Source organism: Candidatus Cloacimonadota bacterium, assembly GCA_020532355.1.
In the GTDB taxonomy this organism is placed as follows: domain Bacteria; phylum Cloacimonadota; class Cloacimonadia; order Cloacimonadales; family Cloacimonadaceae; genus UBA5456.
This window is the reverse complement of sequence record JAJBBD010000324.1, coordinates 1-18,950: the sequence shown is the minus strand read 5'-3', so window position 1 is coordinate 18,950 and position 18,950 is coordinate 1. Positions and strand designations below refer to the sequence as shown.

The following is an 18,950-nucleotide window of genomic DNA, read 5'->3' as shown; positions in this document are numbered from 1 at the left end:
TTTTCATTTTAATAATCCGCCATCTGCAATTTTCGGTGACTCTTAATACATAAACCTGAACCATGCTATTGGAGTTCATGAGGCCAATTAAGTTCCTGCTGATATTGAACTTAATAGGTCTCATGGACTTCAAAAGCAGGCGTGTAATTATGCACGGCCTTGAAGTCCAAACCACCCATAAGATATTAAATAAGGGATAGTTAGTTTATGCGCTTTGAACTCCAATGCCTCAATTGGGTTAAAACAGGCTTGATACAGCACTATAAAACATTGAAAAAGGTTGACACTTTCATGCAAAAAGATTGTGTGGACTTTAATTATATTATTAGAATTTTAGGAGAGTTTATGGCAAAGTTGATTTCAGCGGCAGAAGCGGCAAACATGATCAAACCCGGCAGCAGAGTAGCCATAGGCGGCTTTTTAGCCGTAGGAGCTCCGGAGTGCATTATCGATGCCATTGTAGAGCAGAAAATTGGTGATCTGCATATGATCGTAATCGCCTCCGATTGGGAAGATCGCGGCGTAGGCAAATTGGTGGTAGCAAACCTGATTAAAAGTGCACAAGTATCGCATTTGGGTACAAACAGAACAATTCAAGCTCAGATGAACTCAAATCAAGTACAGATTGAGCTTGTCCCCCAAGGCACTTTAATGGAACGGGTTCGCGCAGCCGGAGCCGGCTTGGGAGGAATTCTTACTCCCACGGGGTTGGGTACAGTTGTGGAAGAAGGAAAACAAGTGATAAACTTGAATTCTAAGAATTACATTTTGGAGCCCGCCATCGAAGCCGATATTGCCATTATTAAGGCTTATAAAGCAGATAAAATGGGCAATCTTGTCTTCCGTAAAACAGCACGCAATAGCAATCCTATTATGGCAATGGCAGGCAAAATAACTATCGCTGAAGTTGAAGAGATTGTGGAAATTGGCGAATTGGATCCCGAATTAATTGCATGTCCCGGAGTTTTTGTAAACTACATGGTAAAATGCACGGAGGTAGCCCATGGATAAGAGAGCTATGATTGGCAGCAGAATCGCACTTGAGTTTAAAGATGGAGATTATGTAAACTTGGGGATAGGGCTTCCCACTTTAGCCGTGAACTATATTCCGGAAGGCATACACGTGGTATTCCAGAGCGAAAATGGTATGCTGGGGGTAGGTCCCAATCCAGCTGAGGGAAAAGAAGATAAGGATATGATAAACGCCGGGGGTGGTTATATTACAGCCTTAAAGGGTGCTTCATTTTTCGATAGCGCTCTCAGTTTTGCCATTATTCGTGGAGGTCATATTGATGCTACAGTATTAGGCGCTCTTCAGGTAGATCAGGAAGGTAACTTGGCAAACTGGATGATTCCCGGCAAGATGGTGCCCGGAATGGGAGGTGCTATGGATCTTGTTACTGGCGCCCGTAAAGTAATTGTGGCGATGGAACATTGTGATAAATATGGAAACTCCAAAATCCTAAAAAAATGCACTTTACCACTAACAGCCAAAGGCAAGGTGAATCTTATCATTACCGATATGGCGGTAATGGAAGTATGCGCCGAGGGCTTAGTTTTACGCGAGATTGCTGCCGGAACTACCATAGAAGATGTGAAAAAAGTTACAGATGCAGATCTAATCATCCCAGACACCGTTGGTTGTTTTGGCTAATAGATTCTATATAATGCCTTAGCTTAAAACCCGGGATTATACTCGGGTTTTTTTAAGGATTAGCTTGTAGGCGGTAGAATCCTTTGGTATAGGGACTTTGAATATCGTAAAAATTCTGCTCTATATCTTCTGCCAAAACATCATATGTACCATAGGGTTCACTGGCATACAGCACTTTATAGGTGTGAACTAAGGGCTGCAATTCCCATGTTAATCTCAATCCACTTTCGTTGCGTTGTATTTGTGGTGTGGGACTGTTAATAAACCAGTTCAGCACTTCTGAGAGGAAATTAATTGCAGTATTGGGATGAGCACTATCAACAAGCTCTGCCATCGCATAAGAGAACACAAAACTTCGCTGATTGTGTTCACCTTTTGAAGCTATAGCCACCGTTCCATAGGAATCTTCGGTACAAGCCACAAATCCATTGGGATTAGCGGGGGTAAATTTATCGATATATTCTACATTAACCTGATTTGAGGAGTTAAAAACGATCTCACTAAAAGGCAATTGAGCTTGCAACAATGAGATTGCATTTGTGGTTCCATCGCTTCCATTTGAGATTCCTAATAACTGCCATAAAACAGTGTGCGCACCTAAGCCTTCTTCTGCATAACCTAAGTAATATTCCAAATCGAAACCGATGGCATCTGCTCCTTCAATATAGAGTTTTCCACCATCTAAAAGGTAATCTCGTATGGCTTCGTACATAAAGAGTTCATTTAAGCGATAATTGTTTGTTCCAACAGAGCCAAAACTAAGGAATACGGCATCATAGCCTTGCAAAGAGCCAGGAAAAACATTTCCATATACTACTTCATAATTCTGTGCAAGCAGGGTATTGCGAATGAAGGTGCCACTGAGGTCTCTTCCTCCGGCTATAGGCTCCCAAACCAAGATACCACCATTATTTATATAGAAACCGATATTGAAACTGGAGGCAGAATGGATTGGAATAGAAGAATCTATCTCCAATTGCAAGTTCACATATTGAGATGCAGCATTCGAGCTAATGCTAATGCTAAAGGCATCTTGCAGATTTATGAATTCATCGGCAGGAATTGTACAGTTATGTTGGGCTTGAATTATTTCGATATCCGGATTTGAGCTGGAAATGGTAAGAGTTGCATTATCGCTGAACATACTATAGTTTCTCAGGATAAAATTCAGGCTTATAAGGTCGTTGGGGTCTATGCTGCTATCTCCATTATGATCGTGAGGAAGCCCTTGTGAAAACAGATCTAGCTTCAAACACGGCTCTTGGTATGGCTCAGTTTCATCCAACGCATTAAAGGCATTTGCTATGCCCCCGCCTAATTTATAGATATAGTTGGGGTTTTGAGCATCGATATTATCGCATGTGGCAATGATCCGATGCTTTATCTCTGTGGCAGAAACTTCGGGGTAGTGGGATACTGCAAGAGCCGCTAAAGCTGTGCCCAATGGTGAAGCGTATGAAGTGGCACCTGTTCCCGTATAATAACCTAATGGTGGCGTTGTAGTATAAAAATTCTGGTTAGGTACGCCAAAATCAACATATGCGCCATAATTAGAGCCACTCCATTTAATACCGTTGTTATATAGTGCGGCAACAGCCAATACGCCTGGATATGCTGCGGGATAAATTGGCGTTGAATCATTACTATTCCCTGCTGCAGCAACTACTATTGTACCCAGTTGAGTTACATAGTCGATTACATCTTTGGCAGCGGCGGAATAACCGGTTCCACCCCAAGAACAATTAATAATTTTTGCACCATTTTCGGCAGCATAAAGGATGGCATCATATCCCCGAAATATGGTGGATGTGGCTCCAGCTCTGGCACAGGAAATGGGCATTAGCACCGGATTCCAGCTTAATGATGCGAGCCCAATGGAGTTGTTGGTAACAGCTCCAGCCAAACCCGCTACTTTTGTGCCATGAGATCCCGGATCGTTGGGATCGTTATTTTCGTCTCCAGCACTATTTAACAGAAAATTCCAGCCAATCAAATCGTCGATTTTGCCGTTATTATCATCGTCGATCCCATTCAGATCCCCAGCATCCAATACCCAAGCACTACCATCATAATACATCGTATAACCATTTTGATTTGCATCTTCTGCGAGGTTGTGCCAAATATTTGGCGCAAGATCTGGATGTTTGTATGCTACTCCCGTATCCACAATAGCAATAAGAATAGGATTTTGCTCGCACTTGTGTAAGCTCCAGGCAGATTCTGCCTGCATATAGGCAAGGTTTAGCGTTTGAATATAGAGAGTATCATTGGGCACATCGAATACTTCATCCCAAAAAATGGGTTCGGCATACACCACAGCTGCAGTTTGCTTCAATGCATTGCTAACGGCATATGGGCTTATCTTTTCATCAAAACTTAGTTCGTAGATATTGCTAAGAAAGCCCTTTTCATCTTTTTGGGCATGAAATCGGGGTTCAATCTTTAAAATTGCTAAATTCGGTAAGTAAGATTGTAGTATTGACGGAGAAACGCTCTTTTTGAGCTTTACGGTTACCTTGCCGGCTTCATATCCGGTTTCTTTGGCAAAGAGAAATCCACAAATACAGAGTATTAAAACAAATAGGCGTCTACACATGTTTTACTCCTTATGAGAATATCTGGATTGGTTTTTAATAGCGTGGAATAACATGCAAATGGTAGTGGAAAACCGTTTGTCCCGCTCTGGCACCACAATTCATAAGCAAATTGTAGCTAGGAGGGCAATATTCTGCATCCAGATATTCCTTAAGTTTTTTGGTGATATCCAGCAAGGAACTCGCCTCGATTGGTGAAAGTGAAAAAAAGTCGGGGCTGTGGCGCTTGGAAACAATAAGGCAATGTCCTTTGGATACGGGGCGTTTATCTTTGATAGCAAAGAAACAATCATTTTCAATAATATAAGCATCAGATGATATTGCACAAAACACGCAGTTCATACTCGCTTTACTCCTACTAATTAACTCCCATTCGTTTACAATATTGGAAAATAGTACATTTGTCGCACAAGGGTTTACGTGGTTTGCACAGATTTTGCCCAAAGGCAACAACGTAAGAGTTTATTTTTAGCCAATGCTTTTGTGGCAGTTTGGCTCTCAGTTCCATTTCAGATTGCAGAGGAGTATCTGTTTTAATATATCCCCAGCGGTTACAAATGCGATGAACGTGGATATCTACACAAATTGCCGGCAAAGAAAAAGCAACTGCACGCACCAGATTTGCCGTTTTACGCCCCACTCCCGGCAATAACAACAAATCATCGATCTCACTTGGTACCCGATTGTCAAATTTCTCTCGCAAAACCGTGGGTAAAGCTTTAAGATGTTTTGTTTTAGCGTTATGAAAGCCAACTTGATAAATAATCTTATCCAGTTCATCAACGCTAAGTTTATCTAAATCTTCCGGCTTATTGACTACACTGAATAGATCATTCACCACTTTGGCAGTAGTTTCATCTTTAGTGCGAGCGCTGAGAATGGTTGCCACCAGAACCTTAAAAGGTTCTTGTGTTTTTGCTTGAATCAGGTCCACAATCGGAGTTTTAACGCTATAGAAGTGTTCCTCAAGCAGTTGCATTACTCGGTCAATTTCTTTATTGGTCACAAATTCTCCTTTCTCTCCACTTTTTATGCAAAAGGATAAATATCTCTGCAAATATTTCTTGCCAATTATTCGCTTGGCTTAAAACTTGTCAACCTAAAGGAATCTTAGATGTGTGGAAGATTTGCACAAGTAATTAAGCATGATCAATTAGTTTTGCTACAAAAAGAGCTTCGGGCTTCACTTAGTTCCGAACAAGCCGAAATATCCTTCAATGTGGCTCCCACGCATGTAATTATGGCAATTGTAAGTAAGGCAAATCTGCGCTATAATGGATTCTTCCGTTGGGGTTTAATTCCTGCTTGGATGAAGAGTATTCCTAAAACACCTCTCATCAATGTTCGCAGTGAAAGCATCCACGAGAAGCCATCATTCAAGGCATCATTTATCCGGCGACGGGCAATAATTCCTGCCAATGGATTTTACGAATGGGCATCCCCACAAAAAATACCTTACTATATCTACCCTGCAGATGGCTCTCTGCTTTATATGGCAGGTATTTACGATGTGTGGGAAGCAGGAGATGGGAGTTATATACCTTCTATAGGCATCATTACCAAAGCCGCTGACAAGTTCATGCAAAACCTACATCAGCGCATGCCTCTCATTTTAGCTAAACAGCAAATTGATTTATGGTTAGATCCTGGTTTGCAAGATCTTGATATATTAAAAAGCTTGCTTGTTCCCCTTCAAGATCCAGCATTAGAATGTCACCGTGTAAGCACGGCAGTTAATAAAGTGACAAATAACGATGAGTCACTTATTAGAAAAGCTGATTTTCAAGAAGAGCTCATTTTTTAGGTGTTATAATGGATAAGCATGTAAAAATATTGGTGATTGACGACGACCAAGCCCTGTTGGATGGAATTAGTCTGAGTATTCAAAATTATACAGACTATAAGGTAGATAGCTGTAACGATCCGGTAGAAGCCATGCGCTGGCTTTACACCAACGATTACTCGGCAGTTATAAGCGATGTAAATATGCCAAAAATGAATGGATTGCAGGTGGTAAGCGTTGTTTCAAAATATGATGAAAAAATTCCGGTAATTCTCATTACGGGGTTTTCGGATACAGAAATAATGCGTAAAGCTATCCACTTGGGAGTTTATGAGTTTTTAAGAAAACCATTTGAAATAAGTGAACTTATCGTAAGCGCCAAAAAAGCAGTTGAAGCATACCAATTGCGAGTTCAAAATCAGCTTTATCACGATCACCTAGAATTGTTGGTACAACAACGAACCATTGAACTTTTTGCCGCCAAAAGCAAATTGGAAAAAAGCTATATAAACACTATCCATGCTATGGTAAATGCCATGGAAGTGAACGACATATATACGCGAGGGCACTCGGAACGAGTTACCGTAATTGCTATGCAACTGGGTAAGCTAATGCAAATTCAAAAAGAAGAACTACGGCAATTGCGTATTGGCGCCTTGCTACATGATCTGGGAAAAATTGGCATTTTGAGTAACGTTCTTAACAAAGAACAAAACCTCACAACAAGCGAATATGACATTATAAAACAACACCCTATAATTGGCGCAAAAATCATAAACCCCATTGGTTTGCCCGAAACGATAAGCCGAATCATCTTGCAGCATCATGAGTGGGCGAATGGGGCTGGTTATCCCTATGGCATTTGCCTCAATGAGATACATCCTTTGGCGCGAATTGTAAGTGTGGCAGACAGTTTTGATGCCATGACTAGTCAGCGTCCCTACCGCAAAAAGCTCACATATAAAGAGGCAGCAAAAGAAGTATTCGATAATTTCAATATTCAGTTTGATCCGGAAGTAGGTAAGGTGTTTGTAAATCACCAACAAGATATTTTTGAAAAATTGAAAAACCCAGATGCCTTAAACAACCTCTTGCAAGAAACAATCTAATTGTTCTAAGTTGTCTGCGGGAATATATCCTAAAAAACCATATTATAAAGGATGAATATAGTTCCATGTACAAACATAGCTTGAAAATCAGCCCATAGCTCTGCCTCCGCATCGGGTTAGAGTTAGGTGAGTTTGCTCCCGTTATGGAGCCTAAAATATTGGAGAATGGTGGCCTGAATCTTGGGTAAGCATAGCTTAATCCAATATGGGAGGAACACCCTGGCTGCAAAGGCTAATGTTGTTGCTTTTGGCGCTGGATAAAGAAAAGACCGTTGCAGATACATATAGATAGCAAATTTTTTAGGCACGAGATCTCGGTTTGGTAGGCTTTTTCAGGTCTATCCATGCCCACCCTCCACCATTGTAATATGAGACTCCGCCCCATGCCACGATTATTCAATGGTCTTACTACTTGCTTCTCTGCTTGACAAAAACCCCCTATCCCTATCTGTTGAGCAAAACTAACGATTGGTTTCCACTTATCATCTTTACTATATAGCTATATCAGAGGAATCATGCAAGAAATAATTATCGACGGTAGTAGTCTAAGTCTGGAGGCAGTAGCACAGGTTGCAATTCAAAAAGCACCGATTCGCTTAGCCGAGCAAAGTATTAGCAAAGTTATAAAATGCCGAGATTACGTTGAGCGCGTAATTGCCAACGGAGACATAGTATACGGGCTTACAACCGGATTTGGCAAATTCAGTAGTGTATGCATAGCTAAAGAGAACATTGCAGAATTGCAGTCGAATCTTATTCGCAGTCATGCCGTAAGTGTTGGCGATCCCTACAGTGAAGAAATTACCCGGGCAATTATGTTATTACGCATAGCTGTGCTTGCAAAAGGGCATTCTGGGATAAGACTGGAAACCCTGCAAACCTTAGTTGAGATGTTAAACAAACATGTACATCCTATAATACCCATGCGGGGATCGGTAGGAGCAAGCGGAGATCTTTCTCCACTGTCACATCTGGCATTAGTGCTTTTAGGCGAGGGCGAAGCCTTATATATGGGGCAGCGAATGACTGGCTTCGAAGCGATGAAAAAAGCAAACATTTCGCCGGTCAAGCTGGCAGCAAAAGAAGGATTAGCTTTGAATAATGGTACGCAAGTAATGGCAGCAATTGGTGCATTATGCCTAATCAGATCTGAGCTAATGTGCAAACAGGCAGACATCCTTGCCGCCATGTCCATCGATGCTCTTTTAGGCACACCCCAGGCTATGGACCCATTAGTTCACAAATTAAGACCTCATCCGGGGCAGTTGTATTCCGCAGAGAACATTCGTAAGCTTATAGATAACAGCCCTCTGCGTAAAAGCCATCTCAACTGCGATAATGTTCAGGATGCATATTCCCTACGATGCTCTCCCCAAGTACATGGAGCAGTACGCGATGCTTTATGCTATGCCCGTAAGGTTCTGGAAATAGAAATTAATTCTGCTACCGATAATCCTCTCATCTTTCCCGATGAGGACAAAGTGATTTCTGGTGGGAACTTTCATGGTGAACCTTTGGCTATTGCCTTAGATACCATGGGTATAGCAATCAGCGAACTAGCAAACATCAGTGAGCGGCGCATGGAGCAAATCCTCAATCCCGCTTTATCTAGGGGATTGCCACCCTTTTTGGCTCATCGACCCGGATTAGACTCGGGATTTATGATAATCCAGTTAACTGCTGCATCACTTGTTAGTGAAAACAAAGTACTGTCTCACCCCGCCTCTGTAGATAACATTCCAACCTCTGCAAATCAGGAAGACCACGTATCAATGGGATCTGTTTCGGCCATAAAACTATTACAGATTGTAGAAAACGTTAATAACGTTCTTGCTATAGAACTGATGATAGCTACGCAGGCTATAGACATTCGAGATATCCCCAGCTCTGAGGCTATTGAAAGTGTGCGGGCAAAGCTCCGCTCTTTAGTGCCCAGGCTTCGTGAAGATAGAGTGATGTACAAAGAGATTCAAACCGCCCAATGCTTAATCAAGCAAGGTGACATTCTTAGCGCCGTGGAAAGCATGGGAATAAAAATCGATTGACAAATAGAGCCAAGTTCGCCGCTATTGCGTTATGAGAAATTTGCGCATAATTGTCTATACTGCAGCCCTGTTCTTGCTTATTGCATGCGGCATAGACAACACTATGTATAATGCCAAAAACTATTTTAAGAGTGCGCAGGAACGCCCCCTAAGCGCCAATGGACGTCCTACGCCTCAAGCAGTAGACGAATACACCAAAACCATTCAGAAATGCGGCATTATCCTAACTCGTAATAGCACCGGAAAACGAGCCGATGATGCACTGTTCTTGATGGCACGAGCTTTGTATTACAAAAAGAATTCTGCCTTTCAAGCCAAAGATGCTTTCGAAAGCCTGATTACCGGATACCCCAAAAGTAAACATATCCCCGATGCAAATATCTATTTGGCAAGAATTCTGCGCGAGATCAATCAGGCTGCTCAATCTGAGGCTGTATTAGAAGGATTTGTTCGCAATCCCAAATACATTAAGCACCATCCCCGAGCCCTTCTGCTCTTAGCCGATTTTGAAATCTCGGATGAAGACTATATCCGTGCTCAATATTGGCTGCAACGCATAATGAATGATTATGGTAAAACAAAGGAAGCAAAAGAAGCGTTTTTCTTGATTGGGAAAAACTACTATATGCAGAAGGATTACAATAAATCTTTAGAGGAATTTAGAACCTTTATTGATACCAGGGGAATCCCTAAAGAAAAGAAATTGGAGGCTCACTATTATATAGCCATTAACATGATGATGTTACAGCAGTACGTAGACGCCCTAAAAGAAATCAGATATGTGGTGCGCAACGAAACCAGACCCGATATGCTATCGCGCGCAAAAGTGCTTTATGGCAGAATTCTCTTGGCAAATGGCGAAGAAGAAGATGGCTTGGAAGAATTGGAAAGCGTAACCAAGACCTATTCTCGCACAGAGCATTCTGCTGCAGCATACTACTATTGGGGAAGATATCTATATTATACTAATAATGATCACGATACTGCAGTTACCTATCTAAATAAAGTTAGAGCCGAGTTTAGCACTTCCGAATACAGCACTCTAGGCAATCAGTTGGCAAGTGCCATAACCCAAAGTACAAGTGGACAAAAACCTTCCAACAGCAACAATTTGCAACAATTTTTGGATTATTATTATCAACGAGCCGAAAGCTTCTTAGGTGCCATCGCATTGCCGGATTCTGCCTTAATGAACTATCAATTCGTAATAGCCCAAAGAGATAGTTTCGCTATACAAATAGATTCTTTAAGCCAGGTCATTTCCGAAATCACTGCTCAAATAGACAGCTTAGAATTTATGCTTTCAGATAGCCTCAAAACAGACATTGCAGTAAGTATCGAAGATAGCTTGGCAACAGTTATGCCGGATTCGCTCTCAATACTTTTGGAAGAAACAGATACTGCTGTAGATAGCAGTTTTGCAGAAAGTCCAGAAATAGTTGAAACAATTACTGAGGCAACTGAATTAAATGTGTTAGAAGCCACAAGCCTGCCGGATAGCACAACTTCTGTGAGCATAGAGGAGGTTCAATTTGCCGATAGCCTTAACACAGAAGAGATAATTGAACCCAAACCCGATATTCCTGATGCTGTTACTCAAAATGATTTAACTTTGGATATAGATAACCCACAAAGCGCTGAGCACGCAGAAAGCCCTCCTGAAACGCCGGAAAAAGCATTAAGCCCTGAAGAGCTTTATGCCTCCATAAACACCCTAGAGCGACGACTTGAAACAGAACAAAAGCAATTGGAAGAACTCAACGAAATTCTTCACCAGTTCGATACCGAGATTTTACCCTTCTGCTATTATTCCATGTTCACTATCCAAAACAAAATATCCGGTAGGGAAGACGAAACCGAAGAGATACATCAAACCTTAATTCAACGCTTCCCTCGAAGCCTTTATACTGCCGCTGCCAATGCCGTCGTTGCCGGCAAAAAACCCACACTAACCGATCCAGACTGGGAAGAAGCAGAAATTGCCTTCGATGCTGCCTTAGAGATGTATCCAGATAACCCCGATTCGCTCATTTCTGCCATGCAAGATTTTATAGAAAGCGAATATAGTGATCTCAGCATAAAAGCAAATTACCGCTTAGGTTGGCACTACAGTTTTGAAGCTCCCGATACTACCTTAGCCAAAACCTATTTGAATGTGGTCTTAGAATATGACGAACCTCCTGAATATAAACAGCTAGTGCTCCGCTTTTATGACGGACAGAAATTTTTGAAGCGAGAATCGGATTATAGTTATATTCAAGTCCCCGATAGTTTGCTTACGGCAGATCCCGATAGCTTGAACAGCACAGAACCAATCGAATTGGACAGCCTAGATATGCTTTCGCAAACCACATTAGTAGATAGCTTGAGCATCGACACCCTAAAAGCGGAAATAGATAGCCTTGATATAGGCTCTAGTCCACAAGTTGAAGATTCCCTATCGGTAAAACCTTCTGAAGCCATTAACAATATCCTCGATATCGAAGAGAAAGCTGCCCTAGAAGAAAGTTTAACAATAGAGAAGGATCATACTCTTCCTACAACAGATAGCTTAAAGCCAGACAGCCTTGATGTTTTGCCCCAAGTAGATAGTAATCCCACTGAAGCTTTAGAAAACAACACAGAACAAAACCCTGTAAGTAATATAGATCCCATTCCAGCTCCCCCCGCTAATAAAGAGGACTCAGAAAGTAAATGAAGTCCCAGTTAATTATGCGCCAGCATGTGCTACTCAGGCTGGGCATCTTTGTAATAGGTATTTTTACGGGTTTTGAAGCATCTTTCCGCCAACTTGCGGCTCAAACATTGCTGGTATTGCTATATCTAAATGCAGAACCTTTGTTATATTCCAGTTTTCTGTTTGCAATTCGCAAGTTGTTAAGCTTTTTTGCAGCCTACTGGTTGCTTTGCCTACTGTTCGGAGTCGATTTCCTTCAATCTCTTCTTTTCTCCTTTAAAATTATATATTTTGTACTTATTACTGTAGCGGTATGGGGCTCTTTGCACAAAGCATCCCTTTTGGCTCAAAGCCTTTCCCTATGCAGAAATAAGCCATGTAGAGCAGTGATTTCGTACATCCTGGCAACATACTTGTTTCTAAAACAATATCTTAGCATATATCGATCCATGCAAATTCAACATAGTATTTATGGGATGCTAGATAAGGCTATTAACGCCGGCAAACAACTCTATGAAAAAAGCCCTAGTATTGAAGATAAAGTAAATGGCCTCTTAGCTCAGAATAATCCCCCTCCCGAAATTCACTACCGGGCAAACCTGTTCGGATTGCTTTTTTTGGTTCTTTTGGGCTTGGTTAATGCCTTATAGGATAATCACGATGCGTTATCTTATAAAGATTGCTTACGATGGAACCGATTTTATCGGCTGGCAAAAACAAAAACAAGGACGTAGTGTTCAAACCACTATGGAAAATGCTTTAGAACAGTTTTGTCAACATCACACTCCCATAGTTGCCGCAGGCAGAACCGATACAGGAGTGCACGCATTAGCGCAATATGCCCATTTTGAGTATGAGGGAAATATGACCATGCCTCAAATGCTGTTTGCTTTTCGCCGGTGGCTACCCGCTGATATAAAGGTGCTGCAAATCTGGCAAGTAGAAGCTAATCTCTCAGCACGCTATCAAGCTTATGAACGGCAGTACAAATACATCCTTAGCAAAGATGCAGACCCCTTCAATCGCAATTTTGCCGGCTTTCTTCCTCATCTAAGAATTAGCCTAAACCCAATGCTTGAAGCAGCAGCAAGACTTTTAGGAAAACACGATTTCAGCAGTTTTGGCAGGTTGAATCCGGAAGTACCCAATCATGTTTGCGATTTAAAAGAACTCTCTATTTGCGAAGACGAATTCAATTTTACATTTCATGTACGGGCGGATCGATTTTTGCACAATATGGTGCGCCGAATCGTGGGTACTTTAGCCAATGTTTCTCATTTTGATCTACCAGCCACTACAATCGATAAACTATTGGCAGATCAATGCCCCCGCCAGAACTTAGTAACAACCGCTCCGGCAGCAGGATTGTATCTGGTAAGCGTAAAATATCCCACCGAACTGCTTGACGGCAGACCCACATATAAATTTGATGATCTACGAAAGAGGAAAACATGACTTACAAAATTCCCCGTGGAACTTATGATATTCTACCCTCCGATAGCCCCAAATGGCAATATGTAAAGAGCGTATTTCGCAAGATTGCCGATAGTTTTGGCTACATGGAGATTACTACGCCCATCTTTGAACTCGCCGAATTGTTTGAGCGCAGCTCAGGAGAAAACTCGGATGTTGTGCAAAAAGAAATGTATCGCTTTACAGATCAAAAAGGCAGAATCTTTGCCTTGCGCCCCGAAGGTACGGCTCCGGTGGTTCGCTCATATGTTGAAAACCACATGGATAAAAGCGGCGGACGCAGTAAACTGTACTATATGGGACCTATGTTTCGCTACGATCGTCCGCAAGCAGGTAGATACCGCCAATTCTATCAATATGGCATAGAGCTCATCGGCAGCAACCATCCCTATTACGATGCTGAAGTTATTGCTGTCGAGATGCAATTCTTAAAAGCCCTAGGGCTTAAAAACGTTCGCTTGGAGATAAATAGTGTGGGTTGCGCAAATTGTGCAGCAAGCTACGATCAAGCTCTTAGAGATTACTATCGACCACATTTAACCCAGCTTTGCCCAGATTGCCAAAAACGCTTCGAGCAAAAACCGCGTCGGCTTTTGGATTGCAAAGTTCCCAGTTGTCAGGTTTTTCGCCACAAAGCACCTTCTCAATTGGATTATCTGGATGAAGAATGCCGCACCCACTTTGAGGATACTTGCCGTTATTTGGATAAAATGAGCATAAACTACACCATAAACCCAGCCATAGTAAGAGGTTTAGATTATTACACAAATACAGCGTTCGAGCTCATTGTAGACTCATTAGGAGCCCAAAATTCCATTGCTGGAGGCGGTAGATACAATGCCCTCATCTCCCAAATAGGGGGCAAAGATACTCCCGCCATAGGTTTTGCAGGGGGATTTGAGCGTTTGTTATTGGCGCTTGAGCAGGAAAAGGTTCCTCTGCCAAATCTTCCTAATCCGCAAGTATATGCAATTGCGATTGGAGAAAGTGCCCAAGAAGCAATCTTATCTATATCGCAAGCCCTCAGAAACGAAGGAATATATGTTGAATACAATCCCGAAAAAGCATCTTTCAAAGCCCAAATGAAGGCGGCCGACGCATCTCATGCCGCATATGCTATTATTCTAGGAGATGACGAACTTGCCAATAATAAAATTATACTCAAGAACTTGAGTACCTCCATTCAGGAAAGTCTCAATCTGGCAGAGATAATCCGTAAACTTACTAATTAAGAAGCAATTGAGAATCCCCACTAATCTGCATAGGGATTCTCTTTAAGCAAGGGTATCGTAATGCTTTATACCAAAATCTCATCCCGTTTGGAACAATCATCCTTCTTCAACTCGCTTCTACCCTTACACAACCACACTCAGATACACCATCTCAGTCAAAGTGCCAGAGCTTTAATTGCAGCCCATATCTGGGCAAAAACCGGTTTGAATATTATCTTGGTTTCGCAGGATGACATAATCGCCGAAGACCTGTGGGACGACCTTGTAAGCCTCATCGGTAAAGATAATGCTCTGTATTTGCCAGATTACGAGATCCTGCCCTATGAAGAACGTTCGCCTCACTACTCCATTCGGGCAACCCGCATGATAAGCCTTCTGAATGCCGTAACCAGTCAAATTCCAGCAGTTTACAGCCTTTCTATCCGCTCTTTTTTACGAATGATCCCAGACCGCAATAGCCTCTCCAGCCACATTTTTACTCTAAAAAAGGGAGATTCACTAAATCCAATTGAACTGCTTAAAAGTTTACAGAATATGGGATATGAGATTGAGTACCAAGTATCTACGGTGTATCAGGCAGCCAAACGTGGAGGAATTTTAGATTTATTTTCACCACCTTCTCTAAACCCAGTTCGTATTGAGTTTTGGGGTGATGAGATAATGTCTATAAGGGCGTTTTCTGCAAATACACAACGTTCTATTGCTCAAGAATTAGATCATGTATTGGTAATTCCGGCGCGGGAGCTGAGCTTGGATGATGTAGATTCGGGATCCGTAATTATCTCCAAAATACGCGAGAAAGGGTTTTTTGAAGGTATTGAAAACTACTATAGTCTCCTTACAAAGAATCTATGCACCTTTGCAGATTACTTCCCTCCCGAAAAAAGATTCTTTTTGTTCAGCAATTTCAGTTACATAAAGGAAGAGATGGAAGCCCTCAACGAACAAACTTATCTGCAATATCGCAAAGAACTTAAAAAGGGCAGTAAGGGAAAAATCCCAAAAGTTAAAGACCTTCTGCTACAAGAGGAAGGTTTCTATAATTGTATTGCCCAATCCGGGAGCTTATATCTTTCGCAAAGTGAATTTATCTTACCAGAAGTAAAAAATAATATCCGGGCACCTTTTGCTTCCCAACCTTCTTTTGAGGGAGATTTGGGGCTCTTAGCCGAATCTTTATTCAGTAAGCACAATCAAGGTTGGCAGCACTATCTCTTGTTCGACAATCAATCCCAAGAAAAGCGTATGCGGCAAACCATCGGTGAAACACTGCCTTATAAGAGTCACATCGGAGTTTTGCACGAAGGCTTTGAAATAGAAGATGCCAAATTGGGTCTTTTTACCGATCATGAGGTTTTTAACCGTTATAAAAGAAAGAGATATGCCCCTCGCTTTGCTCCCGGCGAAACCATTGTTGATTATGAAAACCTCAAACCCGGCGACTTTGTAGTGCATGTAGATCATGGCATTGGAGTTTTTGAAGGGCTCAAAATTATTAAGCTTGATGGGCGCGAAGTTGAATGCCTGGTATTGCGCTATGCCAACGAGGATAGGGTTTACGTTCCTACTTTCCAGCTTTCTTTGGTAACAAAGTACGTAGCAGAAGAAGGTACAGCACCCTCTCTTAATAAATTGGGCAGCAGTAAATGGCAAAACACCAAAAGAAAAGCAGCCCAGCAGATAGAGCTTATAGCTGCAGATTTGGTAAGACTATATGCTGAGCGAAGCAGCCGCCCCGGATTGGCACATACTCCAGATACCGAGTGGCAGCTTGAACTGGAGGAATCTTTTATTTATGAAGATACTCCAGATCAGATTAAGGCAAGCCGTGAGATCAAAGACGATATGGAATTGCCCTCACCTATGGAGCGTTTGCTTTGCGGAGATGTTGGTTTTGGAAAAACTGAAGTGGCTATTCGTGCTGCCTTCAAAGCAGTTAATAGCGGCTTTCAAGTAGCGGTTCTAGCCCCTACTACATTACTGGCAGAGCAACACTTTCGTGTATTTAAAGAACGCCTGGCACAATACCCGGTTCGCATAGCTATGCTTTCCCGATTCCGCAGTAAAAACCTTATTGCCAAAGACATACAATATATTGCAGCGGGATTGGTGGATATTGCCATTGGTACTCACCGCTTGCTTTCCAAAGATGTAATTTTCCCCAAACTCGGACTTCTCGTTATTGACGAAGAACACCGCTTTGGGGTTCGTCATAAAGATCGTCTCCGCCGTATCCAAAGTAATGTAGATACTCTTTATATGAGCGCTACTCCCATCCCCCGCACTCTGAATATGGCATTAGCAAAACTCAAAGAGATATCACTGATGCAAACTTCTCCCAAAGAACGGCTTCCTATTCGCACCATTATTACGCCCAGAGATATGGAAGTAATAAAAGATGCCATTCGCAGAGAAGTGGATAGGGGCGGACAGGTATTTTTTGTCCACAACAGGGTTCAAACTATCGAAACAATCGCTCTGGAGTTACGCCGCGAAATGCCTGATATCAACTTTATGGTAGGACACGCACAAATGCCCGAACATCATCTGGAAGAAGTAATGAAGGCATTTGTGGAGCATGAATTTCAGGTACTCATTTCTACTACAATCATCGAAAATGGAATAGATATCCCCAATGCAAATACCATCCTTATTGACCGCGCCGATACCTTTGGACTGGCGCAATTGTATCAGATGCGCGGGAGAGTGGGTAGAAGCAACCGCCGGGCTTATGCCTATCTTCTGATACCTAAAGGCACCACTGTAGTTGCCCGTAAACGGCTGGAAGCTCTTACACAATACGACTATCTGGGCGCAGGATTTCAAGTGGCCCTGCGCGATTTGGAGCTACGCGGGGCCGGCACAATCTTGGGAACCAAGCAAAGCGGGATCATCCAAGCCATCGGCTTCAACTACTATAACCGATTGTTGGGCAGGGCTATAGAAGCTGTTGAAAGTGGCGATACTTCCGTATTGTATCAAGATGATACTCCCGAAACCCGGCAAAGCATTAAAACGGAAATGGACCTCTATTTTCCTCCAGAATATATAGATAACGATCAAGAAAGACTCCGCGTATATCGCCGCCTTGGTGAGTTGAGCACTTTATCAGATATTGAAGATTTTGCCTTTGAGCTGCGCGATCGCTTTGGCGAAATTCCCGAAAACGCCCGCTGGTTACTGCTTTACTTTAAAGTAGATCTTTTAGCAAAAAAACTGCACTTAAAGAATTGTACCGTAAAACGCGGAACTATGACAATCGAGTTTGATGCTGCCCACACTCCTTCCAAAAATGGAATTCTGGACTTTAGCGCAAAGATAAAGGAGCCTTTTAGATTTGAAGCCACTAGTAGCCTGAAGATCATTATCGAATTGGATGATGATCTGGATTCTTTACAACAGTTTGAACGCGCCATCCAGCTACTAGAAATTTTGAATCCTAAAGCAATCAACTAACCCAAGCAATTACATTCTCCTAAACCTAACATGAGAATTGTGAATAAAGCCCGCTTCCAGCATGAAGCGACACTGCATTTGAACCTAAGTAAAGATTTATATAACTTGATTAACAAGCAATTAGTCCCGAATGAAAAGATATGCCACCCCAATCTGCAATTAGCGTTCAATGGTCAAGCTTTATGAGTGCATAGTTATATAGGGCTTTCTTAGATACCTGCTAATCGATTTTATATTATGGAGCTCTGCCTTATGCCCCGATTTTTCAACGGTCTCTTGTGGCTTTAGGCTGTCATTAGCGTAGGTTCAAGCTGAGATTCTCCCGCAAGTTCAGGATCAAGGGGGCTTGAATATTCCTTATTCTATGCTTGAGGCAATGAGAGAGCACAGGCGGTCGCTGTACCGCCTCTCTTCTTGCAGGAAAAATATACTTTACAGGATTTGCTTGTTTGATATCTTTTGTTCAAGAGGTATTATTATGAACCTGAAGACAATTGATACAGGCGAATATTGCTTTAATGAGATAACGTTTTTTTTAAATGGACATAAGCAGATAGCTCGGCTTGCACCAGGACTTAGTACTTTAAATTTTTTGAATAAGCAATTGCATTTGTATGGCACTAAATGCAGTTGTAATGAAGGTGATTGCGGAGCTTGTACTGTGGTAATCTCCTATCCTAAAGATGGAGAAGTTTTGTATGAAGCAATAAACTCCTGCATATATCCCGCAGCAAAACTTCACGGCAAGCACCTTATTACTGTGGAAGGTTTGGGAAAGCCCGAAGAGCTTCATCCTATCCAGCAAGCCCTTTTAGAACATCATGGCACTCAATGTGGATATTGCACCCCTGGCTTTGTGATGAGTCTGTTTGCTATGCTGGCTACGATAACGCACCCCAATCAGGAAAACATTATGGCAGCCTTAGA

General features: G+C 42.1%; 14 protein-coding genes. 11 read left to right on the top strand and 3 right to left on the bottom strand.

The features are described from left to right. The first annotated feature begins 345 nt into the window (after nt 1–345). Both LHW48_11150 and LHW48_11145 read left to right on the top strand, forming a co-directional pair. A complete protein-coding gene (locus LHW48_11150) occupies nt 346–1,011 on the top strand; it encodes a 3-oxoacid CoA-transferase subunit A (GenBank protein ID MCB5261004.1) in 666 nt (221 codons plus the stop codon). Next, nucleotides 1,004–1,654: a CoA transferase subunit B gene (locus tag LHW48_11145; GenBank protein ID MCB5261003.1), complete on the top strand. Its 651-nt coding sequence runs from the start codon at nt 1,004–1,006 to the stop codon at nt 1,652–1,654. The genes LHW48_11150 and LHW48_11145 overlap by 8 nt, the downstream gene beginning before the upstream one ends. A gap of 52 nt (nt 1,655–1,706) precedes the next feature. Here the strand turns inward: LHW48_11145 and LHW48_11140 are convergent, their stop codons facing one another. From LHW48_11140 to LHW48_11130, 3 genes are read right to left on the bottom strand one after another with little or no spacing between them, the layout of a single operon-like run. Next, on the bottom strand, nt 1,707–4,250 hold the full coding sequence (locus LHW48_11140) for a S8 family serine peptidase (GenBank protein ID MCB5261002.1): 2,544 nt from the start codon (nt 4,248–4,250) through the stop codon (nt 1,707–1,709). 34 nt (nt 4,251–4,284) lie between these two features. Next, on the bottom strand, nt 4,285–4,590 hold the full coding sequence (locus tag LHW48_11135) for an HIT family protein (protein MCB5261001.1): 306 nt from the start codon (nt 4,588–4,590) through the stop codon (nt 4,285–4,287). A gap of 16 nt (nt 4,591–4,606) precedes the next feature. Next, nucleotides 4,607–5,254, bottom strand: a complete 648-nt coding sequence (locus LHW48_11130; GenBank protein MCB5261000.1) for an endonuclease III — start codon at nt 5,252–5,254, stop codon at nt 4,607–4,609. Nucleotides 5,255–5,362: 108 nt separating this feature from the next. On the opposite strand from LHW48_11130, the gene LHW48_11125 reads away from it, so the two are divergent. From LHW48_11125 to LHW48_11085, 9 genes are all read left to right on the top strand, one after another. Beyond that, nucleotides 5,363–6,052 (top strand): SOS response-associated peptidase, encoded by a 690-nt coding sequence (locus LHW48_11125; protein MCB5260999.1) that lies wholly within the window; start codon nt 5,363–5,365, stop codon nt 6,050–6,052. A gap of 8 nt (nt 6,053–6,060) precedes the next feature. Continuing rightward, nucleotides 6,061–7,140, top strand: a complete 1,080-nt coding sequence (locus LHW48_11120; protein MCB5260998.1) for a response regulator — start codon at nt 6,061–6,063, stop codon at nt 7,138–7,140. 515 nt (nt 7,141–7,655) lie between these two features. Beyond that, nucleotides 7,656–9,185 (top strand): histidine ammonia-lyase, encoded by a 1,530-nt coding sequence (gene hutH, locus LHW48_11115; protein ID MCB5260997.1) that lies wholly within the window; start codon nt 7,656–7,658, stop codon nt 9,183–9,185. A 31-nt stretch (nt 9,186–9,216) separates the two neighbouring features. After that, nucleotides 9,217–11,883, top strand: coding sequence for a tetratricopeptide repeat protein (locus tag LHW48_11110; protein MCB5260996.1), 2,667 nt, complete (start codon nt 9,217–9,219; stop codon nt 11,881–11,883). Further along, nucleotides 11,880–12,512, top strand: coding sequence for a hypothetical protein (locus LHW48_11105; protein MCB5260995.1), 633 nt, complete (start codon nt 11,880–11,882; stop codon nt 12,510–12,512). The genes LHW48_11110 and LHW48_11105 overlap by 4 nt, the downstream gene beginning before the upstream one ends. Before the next feature lie 10 nt (nt 12,513–12,522). Continuing rightward, complete coding sequence (gene truA, locus LHW48_11100) at nt 12,523–13,317, top strand: tRNA pseudouridine(38-40) synthase TruA (GenBank protein ID MCB5260994.1); 795 nt, start codon at nt 12,523–12,525, stop codon at nt 13,315–13,317. Beyond that, complete coding sequence (gene hisS / locus LHW48_11095; protein MCB5260993.1) at nt 13,314–14,567, top strand: histidine--tRNA ligase; 1,254 nt, start codon at nt 13,314–13,316, stop codon at nt 14,565–14,567. The genes truA and hisS overlap by 4 nt, the downstream gene beginning before the upstream one ends. Before the next feature lie 60 nt (nt 14,568–14,627). Further along, the gene (gene mfd / locus LHW48_11090) at nt 14,628–18,023 is read left to right on the top strand and encodes a transcription-repair coupling factor (protein ID MCB5260992.1); all 3,396 of its coding nucleotides are present in this window, start codon (nt 14,628–14,630) and stop codon (nt 18,021–18,023) included. Between the two features lie 478 nt (nt 18,024–18,501). Next, on the top strand, nt 18,502–18,950 hold a 449-nt coding region (locus LHW48_11085; protein MCB5260991.1), incomplete at its 3' end, for a 2Fe-2S iron-sulfur cluster binding domain-containing protein.